Genomic DNA, 24,894 nt, shown 5'->3' with positions numbered 1-24,894 from the left:
TGGGATACCCCCTTCGGGGGCGCGGAAGGAGCCGGTCCGTTGTGGCTGGGGCCTCCCATGGGGGATGCCATTTCGGGGCGGAAGAAGACGGTCCGTCCTGCTCGGGGCGGATACCCCCTCCGGGGAGACGAAGAAGGCGGTCCGTTGTGGCAGAGGTCCCCATGGGGGCATCTCCTTCGGGGAGGGGGCGGCACGGAGACTCGGCGAACGGTCGTGGTCGCCGCGTCAGCGCTCTCCCTGCACGATGTCGCGGTGGATGCGGGACAGCGGCACGCCGTCGATGCGCAGGCGCCGGACCGTCTCGCTGACCATGCCGGACGGCCCGCACACGTACACCTCATGCTCGGCCCACGAGTGGAAGCGTTGCGTGACCTCCGGCAGCCGGCCGCGCATCCCCTCGTAGCCGGCCTGGCCGGAGACCACCGGCAGCACCCGCAGCCAGGGGAACGTCGACTCCATCCGGATGAGGTCGGGCAGGTCGTACAGCTCCGCCGCCGTCCGCGCCCCGAACAGCAGGTGGATGTTGGGGCGGCGGCCCGAGGCGATGATGTGCTCGATGATCGCCTTGATCGGTGCCAGCCCGGTGCCGCCCGCCACGCACAGCACGTCGCGCGAGCTGCGGTCGCACAGCGTCATCGTGCCCATCGGCGGCCCCAGCATGATCGTGTCGCCGATGCGGGTGTCTCTGGCCAGCGTGGTGGACACCCAGCCGCAGGGGACCGAGCGCACGTGCAGCGTGATCGTGTTGTCCGGGCGCGGCGCGTTGGCGATGGAGAACGTGCGCCAGACGCGCGGCCACCGCGAGACCTGCACGTTGACGTACTGGCCCGCCGTGTACGGCAGGCGCTGCGTCGGCCGCAGCGTCAGGACGGCGATGTCCGGGGCGCGGAGCTCGTGGTCGATGACCTCGGCCAGCCACCACGCGGGCGAGACCCCGGAGTCGGACTCGGCCGACTCGATCATGAGGTTGGCGGCGGCGGTGTAGGCGGCCGCCCAGGCGGCCTCGATCTCCTCGTTCCAGATGTCGGCGGCGAACCGCTTGATGGTCGCGAGCAGGGCGTTGCCGACCGCGGTGTAGTGCTCCGCGATCACGCCGTACTTGCGGTGGTCCCGCCCGAGCTGGCCGAGGAAGGACGCCAGGCTGGCCGGGCTGTCCAGGCTCCACACGATGCGGGTCAGAGCGCCGAAGAGCCGGTCGCGCTGCAGGTCCATCGCCGGGGGGAACATGCCCCGCAGGTGCGGACTCTCGGCGAACAACCGGCCGTAGAAGTAGGCGGCGGCCTTGTCGGCCACCGGCTCCACGACGGAGAAACTCTCCTTTACCAGGCGCGGATTCAACGACATGAAATTAACCCCACCCTTTGACCGGAATATTCTTCCGGTCGTGTCGTTAACACCTCCCTGACGGCTCCGGGTAATGAGCGTGCGGCGGGCCCCGGCACGACTGCTCGCTCGAATTCGAGTCTTACACCACCTCCTGAGCGTCACAACCGTTTCGCCCCGATACAGTGCGGAGCAAAACTGTCCGTGACGATAACGTGATTTTCCGCGTTCAAGGTGGGGGAGATTTTGGTCATCAAAGTGAAAGTGTGTTTTATTCGCATATGTGACTGAGGTGATCGGGGTGAGGGGAGCCGTCGGCGGCACGGCTCCCGGGCCGGAAGTCAGGCGGGACGTACGTTCTCCGCGAAGTGGCCGGGCTTATTGCCGGGCGCCTCGAAAACGAAGACGATGTAGGTCTCGAAGAAATCCGGGCCCCGTCCGGCCACACGTCCGGCGCCCATCCGCCGGCTCTCCCTCCATACCAGTTGGGTGAAGTGTCCGCAGTCGACGACGTTTTCCGGGTCGGTGAAGTCGTAGCCTTTGATTTCCTCGTACCATTCGGCAACCGCTTTCCCCGCGTCGAGCGGCCGTTGTTTCGAGCCGGCGCCCCAGAAAAGGTTCTCCCCGGTGCCTTCCCGTAACCCGTCGTGCCCGGCCTCGGTGTCCGGGTATTCCGATCGCGACGCGGCGCGGGACCTGGCGTACTCGACCAGTTCCTGGTCCAGGACCAGCGGCGGGGCGTGGTGCACGGCGCGGAGGGCATTGGCCTCGGCCAGCGCCTCGGCGAGGAAGGCGGCGCTCGTGGCGTCCGGCAGGGGGGCGCGGTAGCGGGCCACGCTCAGCACCTCGTTTGCGAGGGGGCGTACGCGAATACGTCATTGTTCGCAGGCACGATGAGTTTCCTTCCTGTGGTCCGGCGGTGTCCTCTGGATTGTGGGTGACGGGTTTTGCCCGGACAAGGGTCATAGGGGGTCCATATCTTATGACGATGACTTTTCGGGCGGACCTTATCGGCCTTTTCCTGGCCGGATATGAAGACGCGATTCATTGACAGGATCGGCCGGGAATTGTCAGGCGCGCCACGGCCTCGAAGTCGGACATTTCATGATAAAGCGGGATAAAAGGCATCTTTGGTATATATCTGACAGGCGGCGGGGAATGGATTGACTCATTCAGTAGAGTCGGAATAATCGGATCTTGGCGGAAGCGTCGCCACTGGGAGTGACGCAGAGGCAACGGACTGGAAGGGGAGATGCCGCTTGCTTCGGCAGAGGGGGTCTCCGTAGCCGCCTCCCGCTTGAGACCAGCGCATACTCCAGCCCGTTCGCGAAGGTGACCATGGCTCGTTCCCAACCCCCACCGCCACCGCCCCAAGCTCCGGCCCGCCGGACGCCGTCACCTCAGCGGCCCGCTCCTCAGCCGCCGACGCCGGCCACTCAGCCGCCGGTGACCCCTTCACCTCAGACGCAGTGGCTCTGGCCGGCGGGGCTGGCCCTGCCGGTGGTCGCCGCGTGCTGCGCCTTCGCCGCCCTGCTCCTCGACAGCCGCACCGGCGTCGTCTGGGCGTGCGTCGGCGCCGCGGCGCTCTCGCTCCTCGCCCTGGCCGCCGTGGCGGCGCTGCGCCAGGCGCACCAGGAGGCCCTGCGGACGATGAGCCGCCGCGAGAGCGCCATGCACCAGCGCGAGGCCGAGTTCCAGCACCACCTCCAGCAGCGCAACACCCAGTGGAGCAAGCACGTCGCGGCCCGCTCCAAGGCCCTGCAGGAGGCGGTCAGGCACCTGGTGGACAAGCGGATCCCGGCCGTGATCGCCCAGGGCGAGGTGCCCCCGCCGTACCAGAGCCAGGGGCTCGACGAGGACGCGGCCGAGCTGCTGGAAGAGGTGCTCGACGCGGTCGGCGAGGCCGCCGGGCAGGACCGCGAGCGGCAGGAGTCGCTGCGGCTGGCCCTGCTGGCGCTGGCCCGGCGCGTACAGACCTCCGCCCACCGCATCCAGGAGAACGTCTCGGTGATGGCCGAGCGCCATCCCGGCAACCCGGACGTGCTCGAGACCAGCATGCAGGTCGACCACGCCGCCGCCCAGCAGGGCCGCCACGCGCAGAGCCTCGCCGTGCTGTGCGGCGAGTGGCCGGGACAGCAGTGGCCCAAACCGCTCGCGCTGGTCGACGTGGTGCGGGCCGCCGCCTCCAGGATCGTCGCCTACAAGCGGGTGGAGGTGTCGGGCGACCCGGACACCGCTGTCGCGGCCCACGTGGTCGAGCCGCTCATCCACCTGGTGGCCGAGCTGCTCGCCAACGCCACCCAGTCCTCGCCGCCGGCGACCACGGTGCTCGTCGCGGTGCGCAACGTGCAGCGCGGCGCCGTCATCGAGATCGACGACGGCGGCGTCGGCATGGACGACCACCAGCTGGAGCAGGCGCGCGAAATCGTCTCCGGGCGCCGCTCCGTCGACGTGGGCGAGGTGGGGGAGATCCCGCAGACCGGGCTCGCGGTCATCGGGCACTACGTACGCCGCCACGGGTTCCTGGCCGACCTGCTGCCCTCACCGTACGGAGGGGTGCGCGCGGTCGTCCTGGTTCCCGGCCCGATCGTGGAGACGCTGGAGCCGGCCGAGGCGCCGCCCCGAGCCCGGCCCGCCCGCCACGAGGTCCGGCCGATCGACCCGGCCCAGGACCACTTCACCCAGGACCACCCCACGCTGGACGAGCCCGTGCCGGACGAGCCGGTGCCGGACGCGCCCGCCGCCCTGGGCGAGCACGTCGCGGGGACGACGGAGGACACGGCGGGCGGCGGCGCGCTGCCGCGCAGGCGCTCACGCCGTGGTGAGGCGGGCTCCGACGCCGAGCGGCTCGCCGCGGCGGGACCGGCCGCCGAGCCGGCCGCCACCCCGGAACAGGCGGGCGAGTGGATGGCCGCCTTCTTTGACCACGACCCCGACGCAGGGGCACACGACGGCGGATGACCGGACAACGGCGGATGACGGACAACGACAGATGACGAACGGGGTACCGATGCACCAAGATCAGGACTGGATGATCGCCGAGGTCGTCTGGGTCCCCGGGGTCCGCCACGTCGTCGTGCTCAGTTCCGACGGCCTGCTGAAGGCCCGCTCGGCCGGTACGGACAGGGACGTCGCCGACCGCCTGTCGGCCGCCTGCTCCGGGCTGCAGTCGCTGGCCCAGAGCGTGGGGCGTGAGTTCGGCGGCGGCAACAGGGCCGTCAGGGAGCTGATGGTGGGCTTCGAGGGCGGCTTCCTGTTCGCCCGCGCCGCCGGATCCGGCTCCCACCTGGTGGTCATCACCGATCCGGTGGTCGACCCGCGGCTCATCGCGCAGCAGATGCAGGCCCAGGTCATCAAGATCGGCGAGAGGAACTTCAGCACCCCCGCACGCCGGGCCGCGCGGCAATGAGCGGCGAGTACCACGACAGCGCGGTACGGCCCTACGTACTGACCCAGGGCCGGGCCCGCCCCACCCGCAACACCATCGGCCTCGACACCCTCCTCGTCGTGGCCGACGCCGGTAAGCCCCTGCCGCCCTCCGCCACCCGCCAGGCGCGTGACCTGCTGCGCATGTGCGGGCGGCTCCTGTCGCTGGCGGAGGCGGCGGCGCACCTCAAGCTGCCGCTGAGCGTGGCCGGGATCTTAGCCTCCGACCTGGTCGACTCCGGCCACCTGATAGCCCGCTCCCGCATCCCGGAGGCCGGGCGTCCCGACCTGACGACCCTCCAGGAGGTGCTCAATGGGCTCCGCCGGCTCAGCTGACCGCTACCTGCCCGACACCGTGCAGCAGGCGGTCAAGATCCTCGTGGTCGGCGACTTCGGTGTCGGCAAGACCACGATGATCGGCGCGGTCAGCGAGATCGAGCCGTTACGCACCGAGGAGACCATGACGCAGGCCAGCGTCGGCGTGGACGACCTGGCCGGGCTGGAGGGCAAGGCCACGACCACCGTGGCCATGGACTTCGGCCGGATCACGCTCAGCCCGTACACCGCGCTCTACCTGTTCGGCACGCCCGGCCAGCGGCGCTTCTGGGACCTGTGGGCCGGCCTCGGCGAGGGCGCCGTGGGCGCGCTCGTCCTGGTCGACACCCGCCGCATCGAGGGCAGCTTCGAGGTGATCGACCAGCTCGAACTCCGCGGCGACCTGCCCTTCGCCGTCGCCGTCAACCACTTCCCCGACTCCGCCGACCACAGCGCGCAGGCGCTGCGGGAGGCACTGGACCTGGAGCCCGGCACGCCCATCGTGAACTGCGACGCCAGGAGCCGCTCCTCCTCGGTGGACGCGCTGATCACCCTTGTCGAGCACGCGCTCGCCCTGCAGAAGGGCCCCTCATGATCCCCCTGTCCGCCACCACGACCTGCCCCGACCCACGCGGCGTCTTCCGCAGGCTGCGCCGCGAATGGGGCGACGTCGCCTGGGTGGAGCTGGAGCCGGGCGTCGGCGCCTGGCTGGTCATGGGCTACCACGAGCTGCTGACCATCACCCGGCAGGAGAAGCTGTACTCGCGCGACGCCCGCAACTGGCGGCTGTTCCAGGAGGGCGTCGTGCCGCCCGACTCGGGGCTGGGGCCGATGATGTTCTGGCGGCCCAACGTGATCGGCGCCGACGGGGCCGAACACCGCCGCCTGCGCCGTCCGATCGACGACGGGGTCGCCGCGATCGACCAGCGCCGCATGCGCCGCTCCGTCGAGTCCATGTGCCGCGAGCTCATCGAGGGCTTCGCCGACCGGGGCGGCGCCGACCTGGTGGGCGACTACGCGGCCGTCGTCCCGATGCTGGCCATCGCCGGCCTGTTCGGCCTCGACACTGGCCAGGGGCACGAGCTGCTGGCGGCGTTGCGCGCCCTGTTCGGCAGCGCCGAGGACTCCCAGGCCGGCAACAAGAAGTTCGAGGAGATACTCGGCGGCCTCCTGCGGGCCAGGAAGGAGACCCCGTCCGACGACCTGACCAGCCACTTCCTGGCCCACGCCGACCTGCGCGACGAGGCCGAGGTGCTGCAGTCGATGGTGGTGATGATCTCCGCCGGGCAGGAGACGACGACCACGTGGATCGCGCAGACCTTCCGGCTCATGCTGACCGACCCGCGCTTCGCCGGCCGGGTGCGCGGCGGGCGCCTGGGCGTCGACGACGCGCTGGACGAGGTGCTCTGGCGCGACCCGCCCATGACGAACATGCCCGCCCGGTACGCCCTGCGCGACACCGAGCTGGGCGGCCGGCGCATCGCCCGCGGTGACGCGCTCGTCCTGGGCCTGGGGGCGGCCAACGACGACCCGCGCGTCCACGGCGGCGCGACGGAGATCGAGCTGGGCAACCGCGCCCACCTGGCCTGGAGCGCCGGTCCGCACGTCTGCCCGGCGCCCGTCCCCGCCCGGCTCATCACCCGCACCGCGGTGGAGACGGCCCTGCACCTGCTGCCTGACGTGCGCCTGTCCGTGGACGCCGCGGAGCTGACCCCGCACCCGTCACCGTGGACCCGCTGCCCCGCCTCGCTGCCCGTCCACTTCCGCGCGCTTGGAGACCGTTCATGATCCCTGTAGTCACCCTCGACCCCGCCGGGACCGACCACCACGGCGAGGCCGCCCGGCTGCGGGAGCTGGGCCCCGTCGTCCGCGTCGTCCTGCCGGGCGGCGTGGAGGCGTGGTCGGTCACCCATCACGCGCTGCTGGCCGACCTGCTGACCGACCGCAGGGTCAGCAAGGACTGGCACAACTGGACGGCCGTCCGTGACGGCCGCATCACCGACGACTGGCCGCTCATCGGCATGGTCAAGGTCACCAACATGGTCACCGCCGACGGGCGGGAGCACCACCGGCTGCGTAAGTTCGTCACCCAGACGCTCACGCCGCGCCGCGTCCAGAGCATGCGGCCGCGCATCGCCGGGATCGTCGGCGGGCTGCTGGACGACCTGCCCTCGCACGCGGCCGCCGACGGGACCGTCGACCTGCGCAAGCACTTCGCCTACCCGGTGCCCATGCAGGTGATCTGCGAGCTGGTCGGGGTGCCGGAGGAGGAGCGCCCGGAGCTGCGGGAGCTGGTGGACAGCATCTTCCGCTCCACCACCGCCCCGGAAGAGGTGCTCAAGACCCAGCGCGACATCTACCTGCTGCTCGACCGGCTCGTCGCCGCGCGGCACGCCGAGCCCGGCGACGACCTGATCAGCGCGCTGATCGCCGCCCAGCGCGACGACCCGGAGCGGCTCACCGACGAGGAGCTGGTCGGCACGCTGTGGCTGATGCTCGCCGCCGGGCACGAGACCACGCTCAGCCTGATCGTCAACGGCGCCCGCGCCCTGCTCACCCACCCGGAGCAGCGCGCTCTGGCGGTGGTCGGTGGCGAGGAGACCTGGTCGGCCGTGGTGGAGGAGACGCTGCGCTGGGACGCGCCCATCGGCAACTTCATGGCCCGCTACCCGCTGGAGGACATCGAGATCGCCGGCGTCACCATCCCCGCCGGAGAGGCCATCCTGGCTCCGTACAGCGCGGCGGGACGCGACGAGGCGCACCACGGCCAGGACGCCGCGCGCTTCGACATCACCCGCGAGCAGCGCAGGCACCTGGCCTTCGGCGGCGGTCCCCACCTGTGCCTGGGCGCCCCGCTGGCCCGCCTGGAGGCCACCGAGGCGCTGCCCGCCCTCTTCCGCCGCTATCCGGGCCTGTCGCTGGCCGTTCCGTCCGCGGCGCTGGTCCCCGTACCGTCCCTGTTCTCCAATTCCGCGGCGGAGCTGCCGGTCTTTCTCACGGTGCGGTAATCACCCCTTATGCAGCAGGGATCTTCAGGAGAGGTGACATAACCGAAATGGTGTACGCCATGATGGGCGTGCGGCCGTCGTCACCACCGGCGGCGGCACGTACTCCACCAGGCACCCTGGAGATCGCATGTCCCGACCGCTGATCGGCATCACCGCCTACTTCGAAGCCGCCCGCTGGGGCGATTGGGTGCGGGAGGCGGTGCTGTCGCCCCCGTCCTACGCCAAGGCCGTCGAGCGCGCCGGAGGCGCCCCCGTGGTGCTGCCGCCGCTGAACCTGCACGCGATCGACGACTACGTACGAGGGCTGCGGGGCGTGGTGCTGGCCGGCGGGGTCGAGGTGGGCGGTAGCGCCTACGGCGAGGAACAGGACGAGCGGGTGCCCGAGGCGCAGGGACACCGTGACCGGTTCGAGCTGGCCCTGGCCCGCGCCGCCGTACAGGCCGACGTGCCGATCCTGGCCATCGACCGCGGCATGCACGTGCTGAACGTCGCCCAGGGCGGCACGCTGATCCCCTGGCTGCCCGAGGTGCTCGACAACGAGCGGCACGCCGAGCCGGGCACGCCGCACGTCATCCAGGTGAGCGTGTCGAGCAAGCTCGGCAAGGCGGTGGGCGACAAGGTCGAGGTGGTCGCGCCGCACACCCAGTCGGTACGCAGGCTCGGCAACGGGCTGCTGGCCGTGGCCTGGGCCGAGGACCAGATCGTCGAGGGCATCGAGCTGCAGGGCCACCGGTTCGGGGTCGGCGTGCAGTGGCACCCGGAGCGGGCCGAGGACGGACGGCTCTTCGACGCGCTCGTGGAGGCGGCCCGCTAGGCTTCGATCATGCCACTGCACCCCCAGGCGCAGGAGTTCGTCGAGCGCTACATGTCCGATCCCGGCCCCGGCCCGGCCGGGATGGACCTGGCCGAGATTCAGGAGGCCCGGAACCAGGACGGCCTCGCGCCCCAGCGCGGGCCGCTCACCCACCTGCCCTTCGTCCGCGACGAGAGCGCCGAGGACGTGCCCATCCGCGTCTACCGCGCCGACCGGGGCGACGGCGCGCTGCCCGTGGTGGTCTTCTTCCACGGCGGCGGCTGGGTGACCGGGGGCATCAAGCGCAGCGACGCGCTCGGCCGCGACCTGGCCATCCGCACCGGCGCGGTGGTCGTCTCCGTCGACTACCGGCTGGCGCCCGAGCACCCGTTCCCGGCCGCGGCCGACGACGCCTGGACCGTGGTGCGCGACATCTTCGCCCGCCCCGCCTTCTACCAGTGCGACGGCGGCGTCGCGGTGATGGGCGAGAGCTCCGGCGGCAACCTCGCCGCCGTGGCCGCCTGGCAGGCCCGCGACGCCGGGCTGAACCTGGCCCACCAGGTGCTCATCTATCCGGCGCTCGACGCGGCCATGGATTCCCCCAGCCACACCGAGTTCGCCACGGGCCTCGGCCTCGACGCCGAGGAATTCGCGTGGTTCCTGCGCACCTACGCCGGCCAGGCCGACCCGGCGGATCCACGGCTGTCCCCGCTGCGGCTGCCGTCCTTCGCCGGGCTGGCGCCCGCGACCGTGGTGACCGCCGAGTACGACGTGCTCCGCGACGACGGCGAGCGCTACGGCGCGCGGCTGGCCGAGGCCGGGGTGCCCGTCGAGACGCGCAGGTTCGACGGGGCGATCCACGGCTTCTTCGGCCTGCCCGGCCTGTTCGACCAGGCTGTGGAGGCCCGCGACTACGTGGCTGACCGGCTGCGGGAGGCTCTGTGACGTACCGGAACGCGTACGAGAAGCTGAAGATCGACACGCCCGCCGACGGCGTGCTGCGGATCACGATCAGCGAGCCGCGCAGGCGCAACGCCGTCGACATGACCGGCCACCGCGAGCTGGCCGAGATCTGGCGCGACGTCGACCGCGACGACTCCGTCCGGGCGGTGGTCGTCAGGGGAGAGGGCGAGGCGTTCTCCGCCGGCGGCGACCTGTCGATGATCGAGGAGATGACCCGCGACCACGCCACCCGGCTGCGCGTGTTCGCCGAGGCCCGCGACATCGTCTACAACGTGCTCAACTGCGCCAAGCCGATCGTCTCCGCCGTCCAGGGGCCCGCGGTGGGCGCCGGGCTGGCCGTCGCCCTGCTGGCCGACATCTCCGTCGCCGGGCGCACCGCCCGCATCATCGACGGCCACACCAGGCTCGGCGTCGCGGCGGGCGACCACGCCGCGATCATCTGGCCGCTGCTGTGCGGGCTGGCCAAGGCCAAATACCACCTGCTGCTGTGCGAGCCCGTCACCGGCGCGGAGGCCGAGCGGATGGGCCTGGTGAGCCTGTGCGTCGACGACGACCAGGTGCACGACAAGGCGATGGAGATCGCCGTGCGGCTCGCGGCCGGCTCCCAGGAGGCCATCCGCCTCACCAAATACTCCCTGAACAACTGGCTGCGCATGGCCGGGCCCACCTTCGACGCCTCGCTGGCCATGGAGTTTCTCGGCTTCAGCGGCCCCGACGTGGTGGAGGGTGTGCGGGCGGTGCGCGAGAAACGGTCACCGGAGTTCGGCTGACCTGCGGTTTCACCCGCGCGCCCAGGGTAGGCGTGACCCTTGGACGGTGTGGAAGGGCTGCTGCCGCACCAGTGCCGGATCGGGCTTGTCCGCCGAGGCCGAGAACGCCGCCCCGGGAGACGAAGCCGCGGCCCGCGCCGGTCGCTGGTGCGCGTGGCAGATCGGCCACACCGTCGATCGGTAGTGTCGATCGGTCAGAAGCTGCGTGGCAGCCCGAGCACCTGGGTCGCGAGGTAGTTGAGCAGCAGCTCCTCCGTCACGGGCGCCACCTTCCCGATGCGGGCGTCCGTGAGCAGCCTGGCCACCGGATACTCCAGCGAGTACGCCATCCCGCCGTGCGTCTGGAACGCGGCGTCGGCCGCCTCCCACGCCGCCTGTGAGGCGGTGAGCTTGGCGATGTTGGCCTCGGTGCCGCACGGCAGGCGCCGGTCGAACGACCACGCCGCCTTGTAGATCATCAGGCGGGCCAGCTCGATCTTGGCCTTGACCTGGGCCAGCGGGAACGCGATCGCCTGATTGGCGCCGATCGGCCGGCCGAACACCTCGCGCTCCTTGGCATATTGCACCGCGACCCGCAACGCGACCTCGGCCCCGCCGAGCGCGGAGGCGGCGAGCAGGACCCGCTCGGGATTGAGGATGTCCCACAGCACCGCCGCGCCCTGGTCGATCTGCCCCACCACGCTGGAGGCGGGCACCCGGAGATCGTCGATGAACACCATGTTCGACGGCGTCGTGTTGGCGCCGAGCTTCGGGATCGGCTGGTAGGACAGCCGCCCGGTCGCCACCGCCTCCGGCACGTTCACCAGGAAGACCGTCAGCCCGTGCGTACGCGGCCTGGCCTCGGCCGCCGGGACGGTCCTGGTGACCAGCAGCATCCAGGTGGCCCGCTGCACGCCGGTGATCCAGATCTTCTGACCCTTGATCACGTAGTCGTCGCCGTCGCGCCGGGCCGCCGTCGTGATCGCCAGCGAGTTGGAGCCGGCGTCCGGCTCCGTCAGCGCGAAACACGTCTCCACCTCACCCGTGGCCAGCCGGGGCAGCAGCTCCGCCCGCTGCTCGGCCGTGCCGTGCCTGGCCAGGGTGAGCGCGCCGAACCCGGGTGTCAGCACGTACGTGAACGCCGAGCCGCCCGCCGCCCCCGAGGCGGCCAGCGTCTCCGTCGCCACCGCCAGCTCCAGCAGCCCCTGGCCGCCCCCGCCGAACTCCTCGGGTACGGCCAGACCCAGCCACCCGCCCTTGGCCAGCTCCGCCCAGACCTCCTCCGGCCAGCGCTTGTCCGCCTCGCACCGCTGCCAGTAATCAAGGTCATAACGTGCGCAGATGTCGCCGATGCCGCGCTGGACGGCCAGGGCGCTTTCGGGAAGCGTGAAATCCATCACACCATTGTAGAAGTAAGTTCTGTTCAGGGTCGCGGCCGGCGGGCGTGGAACACGAACGCCGGAGGCGCGTTGCGCCACACCGTACGGCCCCGCACGACCTCCTCGAACCGCTCGGCCAGCAGCGCCCGGAAGCGGCGCGCCGAGTTCAGCGGAACGGCGTGAATGTAGGAGAAGGTGGTGAACGCCCCCGCCGGGCTCAGCGTCGAGGCCACCGCGCCGAGCAGCCCGCGCTGCAGGTCCTCGGGGAAGGCCGCCCAGGGCAGCCCGCTGACCACCACGTCCGCCTGCCGCAGGCCGCGCTCGCCGAGCAGGCGGCGCAGCTCGGTCGCGTCGTCGTTCGCGACGTCCACGGTGGGGAACCGCTCGGCCAGCAACGCCGCCAGCGACTGGTTGACCTCCACGGCCAGGTGGTGGCCGCGCCCGCTCAGCCGGCGCTGGATCTCGGCGGTGAAGGGCCCCGTACCAGGGCCGAGTTCGACCACGGTCGGCTCGCCGCGTTCCGGCACCGGCGCGCAGACCGCCGCCGCGAGCCACCGTGAACTGGGCGCGAGCGCCCCGATGGTGGCCGGAGCGCGCAGGAACTGGCCGAGGAACATTGCGGTGTCATTGGGCATACCACAAACGTAAGGGAGTTCTCGCCCCGATTTCGTCCCCCCAAGGGACGAAGCCGCGGCCACTTGGAGGAGACCGCCTCCTCCGGCGGGAGGAGCGGCGGGCGTCGGCGGGAGGAGCGGCGGGAGGCCCGGCTGTAGGTCCGGCTGTAGGTCCGGCGGGTGCGCGGCACCCGGATAACGTGGGCGCATGCGATGGCGTGGAGTGCCGCTCGACCTTGTGCTCGCGGCCGCGGGGACCGCTCTCGACGTGTTGCTGTCGGCCAAGGGCGGCGGCTCCGCCCTGCTGCCGGGCAACGAGGTGATCCCGATGGCCGTGGGCGTGGGCGCGCCCATGGGCCTGGTCCGGCGCGCGCCCCTGGCGGTGAGCCTCTACCTGGCCGCCTTCCTCGTCTTCACCGACCAGGTGGGGTCGTTCACCTCCAACACCGCCCAGATGCTGCTCTGCGTCTCCGTGGGCCTGGTCGCCTACCGCTCGGGCTGGCGGCCGACCTGCCTGGCCCTGGGCGTGGCCGTCGCCGCGACCGCGGTCAACCTGGCCGACCCGGGCATCGCGTTCACCACGAACGCGTGGATGTACTCGGTGCTCGTCCCCGCCCTGCCCGTTCTCATCGGCGCCTACCTGCGCGGCCCCGCCGGGCGGCTGAAGGACGCCGACCTCACCCCGGACGTGCTGCTGGCCGGCGGCGGAGTGGCCTTCACGGTGCTGAGCACCTGGACCGACTGGCACAACGGCACCCAGCCGGTCTGGGTCGTGGGACTGCTCGCGGTGCTGGGCGGGCTCTCCCTCGGCGTCGCGCGGCGCTTTCCCGGACTGGTGTTCATGTTCCAGAGCGTGCTGCTGATCGCCGCCGACCAGTATCTCAACGACACGGTCACCACCTGCCTGATCCTGACGCTGATCGCGCTCTGCGTGTTCGCGATGCGGATCGCCTCCTGGGCCTGGATCACGGTCACCTACGTGACCTGCACCATGCTCGCCTCGATCGCGATCGTCCAGGACTCGACCGAGGTCACCGCGTTCCGCGTCGCCGTCCTGATGGCCCTGGTGACCACACCCGTCGCGATCGGCCGCTACCTGGGCGTACGGCAGGCGGCCGCCGAGGCCGAGGGGCTGCGGCTACGCGAGTCGGCGCGGCTGGCGGTCGCCCAGGTACGCGCCGACCAGCTCTTCGAGCGCGAGAACATCGCCCGCGAGGTACACGACATCGTGGCTCACCACGTGGGCGCCATGGTCCTGCGCGCCAGTGCCGCCCGCTACGCCGCCCCCGAGGGGCCGGTCGCCGACGCGCTGGCCGACATCCGCGAGACCGGCCACCAGGCGCTGGAGGACCTGCGCGGGCTGCTCGACGTGCTGCGCGACCCCGGCCGCCGCCCCGACATGGCCGCCGACCCCGCGGCCCTCATACGCGAGTGCGCCGAGCGGATGACCGCCGCCGGCCTCCAGGTCGAGCTGGAGCTCGACCCCGCCACCGCGCACGCCCCCCTCGTGGCCCGCGCCTCCGCGGCCCGCATCGTCCAGGAAGGTCTCACGAACGTGCTCAAGCACGCCGGTCCCGGCACTCAGGTGAGTGTCGCCGTCACCACCGCCGGCCAAGGGCTGACCGTACACATACGCAACGGCTCCCCGCCCACCACCATCGAACGCCTGCCCTCGTCCGGCCGCGGCCTGGCCGGGATGCGCGAGCGCGTCCGCGCGCTCGGCGGCACGCTGACCGCGGGCCTCGACCAGGACGGCGGCTGGCTGCTCACCGCGACCATGCCCACCGCCGCCCCGCACATCACCGAGCTGCACGCCACCGAGTACGTGGTCGGGCGCACGGGGTGCGTCACCGAGCGCTTCACCGGCGGCCTCACGGGAGGTGGCGCGTGATCCGCGTGCTGGTCGCCGACGACCAGGCGCTGGTACGCGCGGGCGTGCGCATGCTCCTGCAGGTCACGGGCGACATGGAGGTCGTGGCCGAGGCCGTGGACGGCGCCGAGGCCGTACGCCTGGCCGAACTCCACCTGCCCGACGTGATCCTGATGGACCTGCGCATGCCCAGGGTCGACGGGCTGGAGGCGAGCAGGCGGATCCTGCTGGCGCGGCCGGCCGCCAGGATCGTCGTGCTCACCACGTTCGCCGAGGACTCCAACGTCTACGCCGCCCTGCGCGCGGGCGCCGTCGGCTTCCTGGTCAAGGACGACGAGCCAGAACGCATGGTCGACGCCGTACGCAGGGCCGCGACCGGCGAGCAGCTCCTGGCCCCCTCAGTGCTGCGCCGGGTGGTCGCCCGCTTCCTGGCCGCCGAGGAGGCGGCGAGCGTACCGGTCCCCGCCGGGCTCACCGACCGCGAGCTGGAGGTGCTGGCGCTGGTCGGCACCGGCCTGTCCAACGCGGAGATCGCCGAGGAGCTGGGCGTCGGCGTGACCACGGTCAAGTCCCACGTCGCCGCCGCCATGGACAAACTGGGGCTGCGCAACCGGATCCAGGCCGCCGTCGTCGCCTACCGCACCGGCCTGGTGGACGCGGCGTTCCGCCCGGTACACCACCCCTTGCGCCAGCCCCTCCGCCACTCCCGCGGCGGCCCCCCGGGTGATCCCCTGAGCTGACCCGCACGCTGGCCGAGGCCCTTGACCCGCGCGCTGTTCGGGGGTTTCCGGGGTCCTGGTCGCGGCCGTCCGCTCGGGGCCCCGGCCACCGCCGTTCACTCGGGGTCGCCCCGGGTCCCGGTCGCCGCCGGCCGCTCGGGGTCGCCGGGGCCCCGGTCGCCGCCGTTCGCCGTTAGGGTCGACGGTGTGTACGTGAAGATCTGCGGGTTGAGCGAGCCCGAGCACGTGGCGGCCGCCGTCGAGGCGGGCGCCGACGCCATCGGCTTCGTGCTGACCCGAAGCCCTCGTCAGGTGACCCCCGAGCGGGCCGCCGAGCTGGCCGCGGCGGTCCCCGCCCACGTCCTCACCGTCGGCGTGTTCCGCGGCGAGACCCCTGAGGCCGTCCGCGCCGCCACGCTCACCTCCGGGGTGCGCGGCGTCCAGCTGCACGGCCGGCATCCGCACGGCGACTTCACCGCGCTGAAGGATCTCGGCCACACCCTGGTCAGGGCCGTCAACGCCGAAGCCGACCTGCGCTGCGGCGCCTACGACGAGGACCTGCTCATCGTCGACGCGCCCCGCCCCGGCTCCGGCGAGCCCTGGGACTGGGCGGCGGTACGCGGCCGCCCCACGGGGCACTGGCTGCTCGCGGGCGGCCTCGACCCGTCCAACGTCGCTCAGGCGGTCGCCGCCGCGGCGCCGTGGGGCGTGGACGTGTCCAGCGGGGTCGAGGTGGCGCCCGGGGTGAAGGACTCCGACCTCATCAGACGCTTCATCACGGCGGCCCGCCCATGACCGGCGGTTTCGGCGGCGCGGATACCGGGTCTCAGGGTGACTTCGCCCGTAGCGCCGGGTTAACGCCCGACTCCGCGCGTAGTGCCGCCTTCGCGCACGACTTCGCCCGTAGCGTCGCCTTCGCGCACGACTTCGCCCGGCGGAAGGCGGGGCGGACCGTCGAGGTGCCCGGCGGGTTCGCCGTCCTCAACGACCGCTACCCCGGCTCGTACGACGACAACAAGGTCGTCATCTGGTCCGGCGACGATCCCGGCGCGGCGCTGAAGGCGGCCGACCAGGTGCTCGCCGGGTACGCCCACCGGCTGGTCAACGTCGACGACGACCGCCTGGGCCGGGCGTACGCGCCCGCCTTCGAGGCCGCGGGCTACACGCACGAGACGAACCTGGTCATGGTCTTCCGCGGCGCGTTCCCGCACGACGCGGCACCCGTGGAGCGCCTCGGCCTGCCCGCGCTGCTGCCCACGCTCCGGGCCGGCTGGCGCGAGACGCTGCCCGAGGCCACCGACGACGTCATCGACCAGCTCGCCAGGCGCGTGGAGGAGCGGCTGCGCGGCGCCGACACGGTGGGCTTCCGCGCCGTACGGACGGAGGACGGCCAACTCGCCGCGCGGGCCGACATCTACCGGAACGGCGCCGTCACACAGATCGAGGACCTCTACACGGGGGACCGCCACCGGGGCCGGGGGCACGCCCGCACGTTGATGAGGGCGCTGCTCGCCGAGGCGGCCGACAGCGAGCTGGTGTTCCTGCTGGCCGACGCCGCCGACTGGCCCAAGGACTTCTACGAACGGCTCGGCTTCGAGCCGGTAGGCCACACCCACAGCTTCCTGCGCACCTGACCGCCCGCCTCCGGCCAACCGTCCCTCCCGCCGTCGGACCTGAATGACCCCAGTCGGCTCCGTTCGGCCGACTCCGGACGCCCCCGGCCGAGCCGCTCGATCGACCCCGGCCGCCGCCTCCGGCCGACCACGACTGACGGACCCCGGCCCACCGTCCCTCCGGCTGACCGGCCCTTACTGACCCCCGCCCACCGACCACGACTGACGGACCCCGGCCCACCGTCCCTCCGGCTGACCGACCCTTACTGACCCCCGCCCACCGATCACGGTCGGCGGCCTCAGCCTTCGGGACCCGACCCCCGGTGGTGGAGGCTCCCGATGGGGGTTTCGGGCGGTGGCGGATCTCGGGTGGTGCGGTCTGGCCCGGGACGGCTTGGTGCCGGCGGTCAGCCGCGGGTCTTGGGGCGGGCGGTCAGATGCGGGCCCGTGGTGACCGGCCTTGGGTCTGGGGTGGCCAGATGTGGGCCTGGGGTGGTCGGACGCGGGTCTTGGGGCGGGCGGTCAGATGCGGGCCTGGAGTGGTCAGGTACAGGTCTGGGAGCGTACAGACGAGGGGGTTGTGGGGTGGCCGGTGGTGAGGCCGAGGGTCAGGGTCAGGGCCGTCACGCCGAGGTAGGCCACTCCCGCCACCACGGCCGCCCCATGCAGCCCGCCGATGAAGCGGGGCCCGCCGGGAGCGCCCGCCATCGCGCCGAAGACCGCGACGCCGATCGCGCCGCCCGCCTGCCGGGCGGTGTTGTTGATCGCGCTCACCAGCCCCTCCCGGCCGGGCGGTGGGTCGCTCATGGCCAGGGCGACCACGCTCGGCGTCAGCAGCGCCGCGCCGAGCCCGATGACGGCCAGCGCCGGGAGCAGCACCAGGTACGGCGTGGCCGGCCGTACGAGGAGCAGCAGCCCCATGCCCGCCGCCAGGACCACCAGCCCGGCGACCATCACGGGACGCGGCCCGTACCGGCCGGCGAGGCGCCCGAACGGGGCGGACAGCAGCGCCAGCGGCACGAACAGCGGCAGCAGCGCCGCGCCCGCCGTCATCGGGGACAGCCGCAGCACGCCCTGGAGGTACAGGGTGATCAGCAGCATCATGCCGTTGATCCCGAAGTTCATGGTCGCCGAGCCGATCGTGCCGACCGCGATCGAGGGGCGCCGCAGCAGCCCCAGCGGCAGCATCGGCGCCTCCCGCCGGCTCTCGATCGCCACGAACGCGGCCAGCAGCGCCGCGGCGGCCCCGAATCGCCGCCAGTCGGGCCCGTCACGCCCCGCCTGGATCACCGCGTACGTCAGGACCAGCAGCGTCCCCGCGCCCGTCACAGTGCCCGGCAGGTCGATCGGCCGGCGCTCGGGCTCGTCGGCCGGAGCGACCCGGAACACCGCCACGAAGATGATCAGGATGATCGGCACGTTGATGGCGAAGATCGACGGCCAGCCGAACGCCTGGATCAGCATCCCGCCGAGCAGCGGCCCGGCGGGCAGGGCCGCGCTGCCCACCGCGGCCCAGACCCCGATGGCCCTGGCCCGTTCCCGCTCGCCGGGGAAGGTCCGGGTGATGACCGCCAGCGTGCCCGGCAGGAGCAGCGCGGCGCCCACGCCCTGCACCGCCCGCGCCGCCACCAGCGCCCCGACGCCCGGCGCGAACGCGCAGCCCGCCGACGCCACGCCGAACAGGCCGAACCCCGCCAGCACCACCCGCCGGTGTCCGAAGCGGTCGCCCAGTGTGCCGCCCGTCAGCAGCAGCCCGGCCAGCGCGATCTGGTAGCCGTCGACCACCCACTGCAGGTCCGCGAGCCCGGCGTGCCGGCCGGCCGCGATGGACGGCAGCGCCACGTTCACGATGGTCACGTCCAGCAGGACGACGAACAGGCCGGCGCACATCACGATCAGGATGTTCCGCTTCATCCCCCTACACCTGCGCGGTGAGGGTCGACGCTAACCTCTCGCGACGCGCCGATCCGCGTGGCGTCGCCCAGAGAGCCGCGGGGAGTGCCGGCGGGAAAGTCGCCGGGGAGGTCGTCGGGAGTGCCACCAGGTCGCCGGGAGTGCCGCCGGAAAGGATGAGCCGCGGCCAACCCCGCTGCGGAGAAAGGCGACGCAGTAGGGTCGGCAGCGTGAGCGAAACTTCCGCCGAGGATCGGATCTGGACGGTTCCGAACCTGCTGAGCTTCCTGCGCCTCCTCGGCGTTCCCGTCTTCCTCTGGCTGGTATTGGGGCCGAAGGCGGACGCCTGGGCGATCCTCGTGCTCGCGGTCGCCGGGTTCACCGACTGGCTGGACGGCAAGATCGCTCGCGCCTTCAACCAGATGAGCAGGCTCGGCCGGATCATCGATCCGGCCGCCGACAAGCTCTATGTCTTCGCCACGATCCTGGCGCTGCTGGTGCGCGACGTCATTCCGTGGTGGCTGGTGGCGATCATCCTGGGTCGCGAACTCTTCGTCGCGTGTTTCTTTCCCGTACTTCGGAAGAGCGGTTACAAGGCACTTCAGGTGCATTTCCTGGGCAAGGCCGCCATGTTCAACCTGATGTACGCCTTCCCTCTGCTCTTCCTTGCCTCCCACACTGGGTGGTATGCCGATATAGCACGAATTGTCGGATGGGCCTTTGCGCTCTGGGGAACGGGCCTGTACTGGTGGTCGGGGGTGTTGTATGGGGTACAGGTACGACGGCTCGTAACCGCGGCCAAGGAGGAGTGATCGGGTGAAGGCGGTCGTCATGGCGGGTGGAGAGGGCACTCGGCTGCGTCCGATGACGGCCAACCAGCCCAAGCCCCTGCTGCCCGTGGTCAACCGCCCGATCATGGAGCACGTGCTGCGGCTGCTCAAACGGCACAGCATCACCGAGACCGTGGTCACCCTCCAGTTCCTGGCCGCGCTCGTGCGCAACTACTTCGGCGACGGCGACGAACTCGGCATGAGCTTGCAATACGCCACCGAGGACGTTCCGCTGGGCACGGCGGGCAGCGTGAAGAACGCCGCGGCCCGCCTGCGCGACGACCGATTCCTGGTGATCTCCGGCGACGCCCTGACCGATATCGATTTGTCGGATATGGTCCGTTTTCATCGTGAAAATTCGGCGCTTGTCACCATCGGGTTGAAACGGGTGCCCAACCCCCTCGAGTTCGGCATCGTGATCGTCGACGAGGGCAACCGGGTCCAGCGCTTCCTGGAGAAGCCCACCTGGGGGCAGGTCTTCTCCGACACCGTCAACACCGGCATCTACATCATGGAGCCCGAGGTCCTCGACGCGGTCGCCTCCGGAGAGCCCGTCGACTGGTCGGCCGACGTCTTCCCCACCCTGCTGGAGCGCGGCGCCCCCATCTTCGGCTACGTCGCCGAGGGCTACTGGGAGGACGTCGGCACCCACGAGAGCTACCTCAAGGCCCAGGCCGACGCCCTGTCCGGCCGGGTCGCCGTGGACATCGGCGGCTTCGAGGTCTCGCCGGGCGTCTGGGTGGCCGAGTCGGCCTCGGTCGACCCCGACGCGGTGCTCAAGGGCCCGCTGCTCGTCGGCGCGTACGCCAAGGTCGAGGCCGGCGCCGAGCTGCGCGAGTACACCGTGCTCGGCAACAACACGGTCGTGCGTGAAGGCGCCTTCCTGCACCGGGCGGTCGTCCACGACAACGTCTACCTGGGCCCCGGCAGCCACCTGCGCGGCTGCGTGATCGGCAAGAGCACCGACGTGATGGCCGGGGCCCGCATCGAGGAGAACGCCGTCATCGGCGACGAGTGCGTCATCGAGCCCGAGGCGTACGTCTCCAGCGGAGTCAAGATCTACCCCTTCAAGACCATCGAGGCCGGCGCCGTCGTCAACACCAGCGTCATCTGGGAGTCGCGCGGCCAGCGCAGCCTGTTCGGTCCCCGCGGCGTCAGCGGCCTGGTCAACGTGGAGATCACCCCCGAGCTGTGCGTACGGCTGGCCAGCGCGTACGCCACCACCCTGAAGAAGGGCGAGCACGTCGTCACCTCGCGCGACTCCTCGCTGGCCGCCAGAGCGCTGAAGCGGGCCGTGATCGGCGCGCTCAACGCCAGCGCCATCAACGTCCTCGACCTGGAGGCCGCGCCGCTGCCGGTGGCCCGCTTCCACACGGCCAGGGAGTCCGCGGCGGGCGGCATCGCGCTGCGCACCACCGCCGGCGACCCGCAGAGCATCGACATCGTCATCATGGACGACCGCGGCGCCGACCTGCCCCCGGCCGCCCAGCGCAAGCTGGAGCGCGTCTTCTCCCGCCAGGAGTTCCGGCGCGCCTTCCCCGGCGAGATCGCCGAGCTCCGCTTTCCCGCCAGGGCGGTCGAGGACTACGCGTACGAGCTGCTGCGCTGCGTCGACATGACCGGTATCAGGGACATGAAGGTCGTCGTCGACTGCGCCGGAGGGACCTCCGCGCTGGTCCTGCCCACGCTGCTCGGCCGGGTCGGCGTCGACGTGCTCACCGTGAACGCCCGCCTGGACGACATCTCGCCCACGGAGACGTTCGCCGAGCGCCGCAGGGACCTGCAGCGCCTGTCGGAGCTCGTGAGCTCCTCCAGGGCGGCCTTCGGGGTGCGGTTCGACCCCGTGGGGGAGCGCATCGCGCTGGTGGACGAGATGGGCCAGCTGATCGGCGAGGAGCGGGCCCTGCTCGTCGTGCTCGACCTGATCGCCGCCGAGCGCAGGACCGGCCGGGTGGCGCTGCCCGTCACCACCACCAGGGTCGCCGAGCAGGTCTGCCGCTTCCACGGCGTGCAGGTGCGCTGGACCTCCACGGCGGTCGACGCCCTCACCTCGGCCGCGGTGGACGAAGACATGATCTTCGCGGGCGACGGCAGGGGCGGTTTCGTGGTGCCCGAGTTCGGTCCGGCGATCGATGGGGTGGCGGCGTTCATGCGGCTGCTCGGCCTGGTCGCCCGCACCCGGCTCTCGCTCAGCCAGATCGACGCGCGCATCCCCGAGGCCAAGCTGCTCAAGCGTACGGTGCCGACCCCGTGGGCGGCCAAGGGCGCCGTCATGCGCTCGGTCATCGAGGCCGCCGAGGCCGAGCCGGACGGCTGCCGCGTCGACACCACCGACGGGGTGCGGGTGGCCGCCGAGGACGGGAGCTGGGTGCTGATCCTGCCCGCCGCCACCGAGCCGGTCACCGATCTGTGGGCCGAGGCCGCCGACGTGGACACCGCGCAGTCGCTCCTGGAGCACTGGGCCCGGGTGGTCGAGGAGGCGGCCTCCTGAGCCTCGGGACCGAAATCTGTACGGCAATTCGCATAGAATCATCACGGAACGTGACACTGGCGGATCGGTGGCGCCGGAACGTGCAAGATCGTAATGTAGAAACGCGCGGCGGCATGGACCTTGGGGCGCGGGCGGCGGTAACTTTGTCACCGTCCGAACCCGTCGTCCAGCGCCCCGCCTTGACCTTTGCCGCTGATCAGCGTAAGTTGCGGCATTCGCAAACTTGAAGAGCGAAGCGAGGCGCGCCCAGATCCCCGTTGCCGCGTCTTCGCGGTAGGAGGCCGAGCCGATCGATGCCGAGCGTCTACTGCACGCAGTGCGGGCACGCCAACCCCGAGGATGCCCGTTTCTGTTCCCGTTGTGGGTCACCGCTGACCAGAACCGAGGTCGCCGGGGACACCACATCGACGATCTCTGTCGCGGGAATCGAGGCGTACGAGGCTGAGACCGGTGACATGCTCCTCGCCGAGCGCGCGCTGGTGGAGCAGCTGCCGCCTGGCACGGCGTTGCTCACCGTGACCAGGGGGCCCAACGCGGGGAGCCGTTTCCGCCTCGACAAGGAGCTCACCACCACGGGGCGCCATCCCGAGAGCGACATCTTCCTGGACGACATCACGGTCTCCCGGCGGCACGTGGAGTTCTACCGCCTTCGCGGCGGCCAGTTCTCCGTGCGCGACGTGGGCAGCCTCAACGGCACCTACGTCAATCGGGAGCGCATCGAGGAGGTGCCGCTGCACTCCGGTGACGAGGTGCAGATCGGCAAGTTCCGCCTCGTCTTCCTGATGCGGACCGCCGCCGGCGCATGAGCGAGCCCAGCGAGCGACCGATAGTCACAGCGTTCATGCGGCTCACGGAGGAAGCCGCATGAGCGCGCAGGCGGCACGTTCGCACATGAGCATCGGGGAGGTGCTCGCCATGCTCCAGGGCGAGTTCCCCGATGTGTCGATCTCCAAGATCCGCTTCTTGGAGGGCGAGGGGCTCATCGAGCCGGAGCGCAGCCCGTCGGGCTACCGCAAGTTCACCCACCTGCACGTCGAGCAGCTCCGCTACATCCTCACCGAGCAGCGCGACCACTACCTGCCGCTGCGGGTGATCAAGGACAAGATGGCCGAGCACTTCGGCCGCCCGCGTGCCGTGACCGACCGGCCGGAGACGCGGGAGGTGCGGCTGAGCCGCGCCGAGCTGCTGGAGGCGGCCGGGCTCGACGAGGACACGCTGGCCGAGCTCGAGGACTACGGGCTGCTCTCGGCGACGGCCAGGCGCTACGACGAGGAGGCGCTCAACGTGGCGCGCAGCGTCGGCGCCCTGGCCCGGTTCGGCCTGCACGCCCGGCATCTGCGCGCGGTCAAGGCCGCGGCCGAGCGCGAGTGCGGTCTGGTGGAGCAGACGGTCGCGCCCATACTCAAACGCCGGGCCCCAGGGGCCATCGGAGAGGCCGACGAGGCCGCGAGGGAGCTGTCGGCGCTGCTGCTCGACCTGCACGCCGCTCTGGTGCGTACGGGCGTGCGAACCGTTCTAGGCCGATGACCGGACCAGCGGGACATACAAGGCCCCTCGGGTGTTACGTTGAAATGCAGAAGCGGACCGGCCCAATAGCTGTGCCGGGGTCGCCGACCAGTCGAATATGGAGCAGCCCGTGTTGCAGATGGAGGTCGTGGGCGTCCGCGTAGAGATGCCCACAAATCAGCCGATCGTCTTGCTCAAGGAGGCACACGGGGAGAGGTTCCTGCCGATTTGGATTGGGATGACCGAAGCCACGGCCATCGCCTTGGCCCAAGCGGAGGAGCCTCCAGCCCGGCCACTCACGCACGACCTTTTCAGGGACGTGCTGAGCGCCCTCGGCGTGGGCCTGCGCGCGGTCAACATCGTCGCCCTGCGTGACGGTATCTTCTTCGCCGACCTGGTGTTCTCCAACGGCGTAGAGGTGAGCGCGCGGCCCTCCGACTCGATCGCGCTCGCCTTGCGCACCGGAGCACGAATCTTCGCCAGTGAGGAGGTCGTCCAGGAGGCCGGGGTGATCATCCCCGACGACCAAGAGGACGAGGTGGAGAAGTTCAGGGAGTTCCTTGACACGATCACCCCCGAAGACTTTGGCCGGGCGGGGTAGGTATTTCAGTGCATTTACGCTTCACGACGCGCCGAGCGGGATCGTTGACTGCGCATGGTCACGGTCCTACGGTGCAAGTGAAACCCATGGCCGCGCTTTTACGAACCCCCAGATCAGGCCATGGGATGAGAGAAAGCCGGAGGTCCGCGTGGCGGTCAGCAGCGGCGAGGGAAAGACGGCCGGCCAGGAAGATCCGGTGCGGCGTGAGAGTGCGCGGCAGCGTGCCGGAGAGCAGGGTCTGCTCTTCGACGAGCAGCCCACGACACTGCCGAGTGACATCGGATACCGCGGCCCGACGGCGTGCGCGGCGGCCGGCATCACCTACCGGCAGCTCGACTACTGGGCGCGCACGGAGCTGGTCCAGCCGACGATAAGAGCCGCGCACGGCTCGGGCTCCCAACGGCTCTACAGCTTCCGCGACATCCTGGTGCTCAAGGTCGTCAAGCGGCTCCTCGACACCGGAGTCTCCCTCCAGCAGATCCGTACGGCCGTACAACACCTGCGTGACCGCGGGGTCGGCGACCTCGCGCAGATCACGCTCATGAGCGACGGCGTCAGCGTCTACGAGTGCACCTCGGCCGACGAGGTGATCGATCTGCTCCAGGGCGGTCAGGGCGTGTTCGGCATCGCGCTCGGCCGGGTCTGGCGCGAGGTCGAGGGCTCCCTCGCGGAGCTGCCGGGGGAAAGGGCGGCGGTCGAGGACAGCGTCCCGGCCGACCACCCCGCTGACGAGCTGGCCCAGCGGCGACGGGCGCGCCGCATAGGGTAGCAATCCGGTAGTAACCTAAGAGGCGCAAGGCT

The 24,894-nt window shown here is 71.4% G+C and carries 24 protein-coding genes; 19 read left to right on the top strand and 5 right to left on the bottom strand.

Annotated features, from left to right (window positions below; genetic code table 11):
• Window positions 1-225: 225 nt before the first annotated feature.
• Both AB0C30_RS37730 and AB0C30_RS37725 read right to left on the bottom strand, forming a co-directional pair.
• Window positions 226-1,344: a globin domain-containing protein gene (locus AB0C30_RS37730; RefSeq protein ID WP_357953041.1), complete on the bottom strand. Its 1,119-nt coding sequence runs from the start codon at window positions 1,342-1,344 to the stop codon at window positions 226-228.
• 320 nt (window positions 1,345-1,664) lie between these two features.
• Window positions 1,665-2,159: a CAP domain-containing protein gene (locus tag AB0C30_RS37725; RefSeq protein WP_357953040.1), complete on the bottom strand. Its 495-nt coding sequence runs from the start codon at window positions 2,157-2,159 to the stop codon at window positions 1,665-1,667.
• A 610-nt stretch (window positions 2,160-2,769) separates the two neighbouring features.
• Between AB0C30_RS37725 and AB0C30_RS37720 the strand changes: the two genes are divergently transcribed.
• The 9 genes from AB0C30_RS37720 to AB0C30_RS37680 all read left to right on the top strand — a co-directional run bounded on the left by AB0C30_RS37720 (window position 2,770) and on the right by AB0C30_RS37680 (window position 10,598).
• Window positions 2,770-4,284: an ATP-binding protein gene (locus AB0C30_RS37720; protein WP_357953038.1), complete on the top strand. Its 1,515-nt coding sequence runs from the start codon at window positions 2,770-2,772 to the stop codon at window positions 4,282-4,284.
• 49 nt (window positions 4,285-4,333) lie between these two features.
• Window positions 4,334-4,732, top strand: coding sequence for a roadblock/LC7 domain-containing protein (locus AB0C30_RS37715; protein WP_357953035.1), 399 nt, complete (start codon window positions 4,334-4,336; stop codon window positions 4,730-4,732).
• Complete coding sequence (locus tag AB0C30_RS37710) at window positions 4,729-5,085, top strand: DUF742 domain-containing protein (RefSeq protein ID WP_357953033.1); 357 nt, start codon at window positions 4,729-4,731, stop codon at window positions 5,083-5,085. The genes AB0C30_RS37715 and AB0C30_RS37710 overlap by 4 nt, the downstream gene beginning before the upstream one ends.
• A complete protein-coding gene (locus tag AB0C30_RS37705) occupies window positions 5,063-5,659 on the top strand; it encodes an ATP/GTP-binding protein (protein ID WP_357953031.1) in 597 nt (198 codons plus the stop codon). The genes AB0C30_RS37710 and AB0C30_RS37705 overlap by 23 nt, the downstream gene beginning before the upstream one ends.
• On the top strand, window positions 5,656-6,852 hold the full coding sequence (locus AB0C30_RS37700) for a cytochrome P450 (protein ID WP_357953029.1): 1,197 nt from the start codon (window positions 5,656-5,658) through the stop codon (window positions 6,850-6,852). Before AB0C30_RS37705 ends, AB0C30_RS37700 begins: the two co-directional genes overlap by 4 nt.
• Window positions 6,849-8,072: a cytochrome P450 gene (locus AB0C30_RS37695; RefSeq protein WP_357953028.1), complete on the top strand. Its 1,224-nt coding sequence runs from the start codon at window positions 6,849-6,851 to the stop codon at window positions 8,070-8,072. Before AB0C30_RS37700 ends, AB0C30_RS37695 begins: the two co-directional genes overlap by 4 nt.
• A gap of 127 nt (window positions 8,073-8,199) precedes the next feature.
• Entirely contained in the window at window positions 8,200-8,886 is a 687-nt protein-coding gene (locus AB0C30_RS37690; protein WP_357953026.1) for a gamma-glutamyl-gamma-aminobutyrate hydrolase family protein, read from the top strand.
• 9 nt (window positions 8,887-8,895) lie between these two features.
• Window positions 8,896-9,810 carry an alpha/beta hydrolase gene (locus AB0C30_RS37685; RefSeq protein WP_357953025.1) on the top strand — a complete coding sequence of 305 codons (915 nt, stop codon included), beginning with the start codon at window positions 8,896-8,898 and terminating at the stop codon, window positions 9,808-9,810.
• On the top strand, window positions 9,807-10,598 hold the full coding sequence (locus tag AB0C30_RS37680; RefSeq protein WP_357953023.1) for an enoyl-CoA hydratase/isomerase family protein: 792 nt from the start codon (window positions 9,807-9,809) through the stop codon (window positions 10,596-10,598). Before AB0C30_RS37685 ends, AB0C30_RS37680 begins: the two co-directional genes overlap by 4 nt.
• A gap of 194 nt (window positions 10,599-10,792) precedes the next feature.
• Here the strand turns inward: AB0C30_RS37680 and AB0C30_RS37675 are convergent, their stop codons facing one another.
• Window positions 10,793-11,974, bottom strand: a complete 1,182-nt coding sequence (locus AB0C30_RS37675) for an acyl-CoA dehydrogenase family protein (RefSeq protein WP_357953021.1) — start codon at window positions 11,972-11,974, stop codon at window positions 10,793-10,795.
• Window positions 11,975-12,000: 26 nt separating this feature from the next.
• Entirely contained in the window at window positions 12,001-12,591 is a 591-nt protein-coding gene (locus tag AB0C30_RS37670) for an SAM-dependent methyltransferase (RefSeq protein WP_357953019.1), read from the bottom strand.
• A 187-nt stretch (window positions 12,592-12,778) separates the two neighbouring features.
• On the opposite strand from AB0C30_RS37670, the gene AB0C30_RS37665 reads away from it, so the two are divergent.
• The 4 genes from AB0C30_RS37665 to AB0C30_RS37650 all read left to right on the top strand — a co-directional run bounded on the left by AB0C30_RS37665 (window position 12,779) and on the right by AB0C30_RS37650 (window position 16,793).
• Window positions 12,779-14,461, top strand: a complete 1,683-nt coding sequence (locus AB0C30_RS37665; protein ID WP_357953018.1) for a histidine kinase — start codon at window positions 12,779-12,781, stop codon at window positions 14,459-14,461.
• On the top strand, window positions 14,458-15,180 hold the full coding sequence (locus AB0C30_RS37660) for a response regulator transcription factor (protein WP_357953016.1): 723 nt from the start codon (window positions 14,458-14,460) through the stop codon (window positions 15,178-15,180). The genes AB0C30_RS37665 and AB0C30_RS37660 overlap by 4 nt, the downstream gene beginning before the upstream one ends.
• Window positions 15,181-15,366: 186 nt before the next feature.
• On the top strand, window positions 15,367-15,954 hold the full coding sequence (locus AB0C30_RS37655; protein WP_357953014.1) for a phosphoribosylanthranilate isomerase: 588 nt from the start codon (window positions 15,367-15,369) through the stop codon (window positions 15,952-15,954).
• Window positions 15,951-16,793 carry a GNAT family N-acetyltransferase gene (locus AB0C30_RS37650; protein WP_357953012.1) on the top strand — a complete coding sequence of 281 codons (843 nt, stop codon included), beginning with the start codon at window positions 15,951-15,953 and terminating at the stop codon, window positions 16,791-16,793. Before AB0C30_RS37655 ends, AB0C30_RS37650 begins: the two co-directional genes overlap by 4 nt.
• Before the next feature lie 522 nt (window positions 16,794-17,315).
• On the opposite strand, the gene AB0C30_RS37645 is transcribed toward AB0C30_RS37650, so the two are convergent.
• The gene (locus AB0C30_RS37645) at window positions 17,316-18,686 is read right to left on the bottom strand and encodes an MFS transporter (RefSeq protein ID WP_357953010.1); all 1,371 of its coding nucleotides are present in this window, start codon (window positions 18,684-18,686) and stop codon (window positions 17,316-17,318) included.
• Window positions 18,687-18,895: 209 nt separating this feature from the next.
• Here AB0C30_RS37645 and AB0C30_RS37640 point away from each other — a divergent pair, with 209 nt between their 5' ends.
• The 6 genes from AB0C30_RS37640 (at window position 18,896) to AB0C30_RS37615 (ending at window position 24,862) form a co-directional block, all read left to right on the top strand.
• Window positions 18,896-19,477 (top strand): CDP-alcohol phosphatidyltransferase family protein, encoded by a 582-nt coding sequence (locus AB0C30_RS37640; protein WP_357953009.1) that lies wholly within the window; start codon window positions 18,896-18,898, stop codon window positions 19,475-19,477.
• A 4-nt stretch (window positions 19,478-19,481) separates the two neighbouring features.
• On the top strand, window positions 19,482-21,986 hold the full coding sequence (locus AB0C30_RS37635; RefSeq protein WP_357953007.1) for a mannose-1-phosphate guanyltransferase: 2,505 nt from the start codon (window positions 19,482-19,484) through the stop codon (window positions 21,984-21,986).
• 293 nt (window positions 21,987-22,279) lie between these two features.
• Window positions 22,280-22,792 carry an FHA domain-containing protein gene (locus AB0C30_RS37630; RefSeq protein ID WP_357953004.1) on the top strand — a complete coding sequence of 171 codons (513 nt, stop codon included), beginning with the start codon at window positions 22,280-22,282 and terminating at the stop codon, window positions 22,790-22,792.
• A gap of 58 nt (window positions 22,793-22,850) precedes the next feature.
• Window positions 22,851-23,513 carry a MerR family transcriptional regulator gene (locus AB0C30_RS37625; protein ID WP_357953002.1) on the top strand — a complete coding sequence of 221 codons (663 nt, stop codon included), beginning with the start codon at window positions 22,851-22,853 and terminating at the stop codon, window positions 23,511-23,513.
• A 109-nt stretch (window positions 23,514-23,622) separates the two neighbouring features.
• Entirely contained in the window at window positions 23,623-24,093 is a 471-nt protein-coding gene (locus AB0C30_RS37620) for a bifunctional nuclease family protein (RefSeq protein ID WP_214634355.1), read from the top strand.
• A 148-nt stretch (window positions 24,094-24,241) separates the two neighbouring features.
• Window positions 24,242-24,862, top strand: coding sequence for a MerR family transcriptional regulator (locus AB0C30_RS37615; protein ID WP_357953000.1), 621 nt, complete (start codon window positions 24,242-24,244; stop codon window positions 24,860-24,862).
• Window positions 24,863-24,894: the final 32 nt, after the last annotated feature.

Origin of the sequence: Nonomuraea sp. NPDC048901 (genome assembly GCF_040649695.1) — a bacterium.
GTDB lineage: Bacteria > Actinomycetota > Actinomycetes > Streptosporangiales > Streptosporangiaceae > Nonomuraea.
This window is presented reverse-complemented; position numbering and strand designations above follow the sequence as displayed.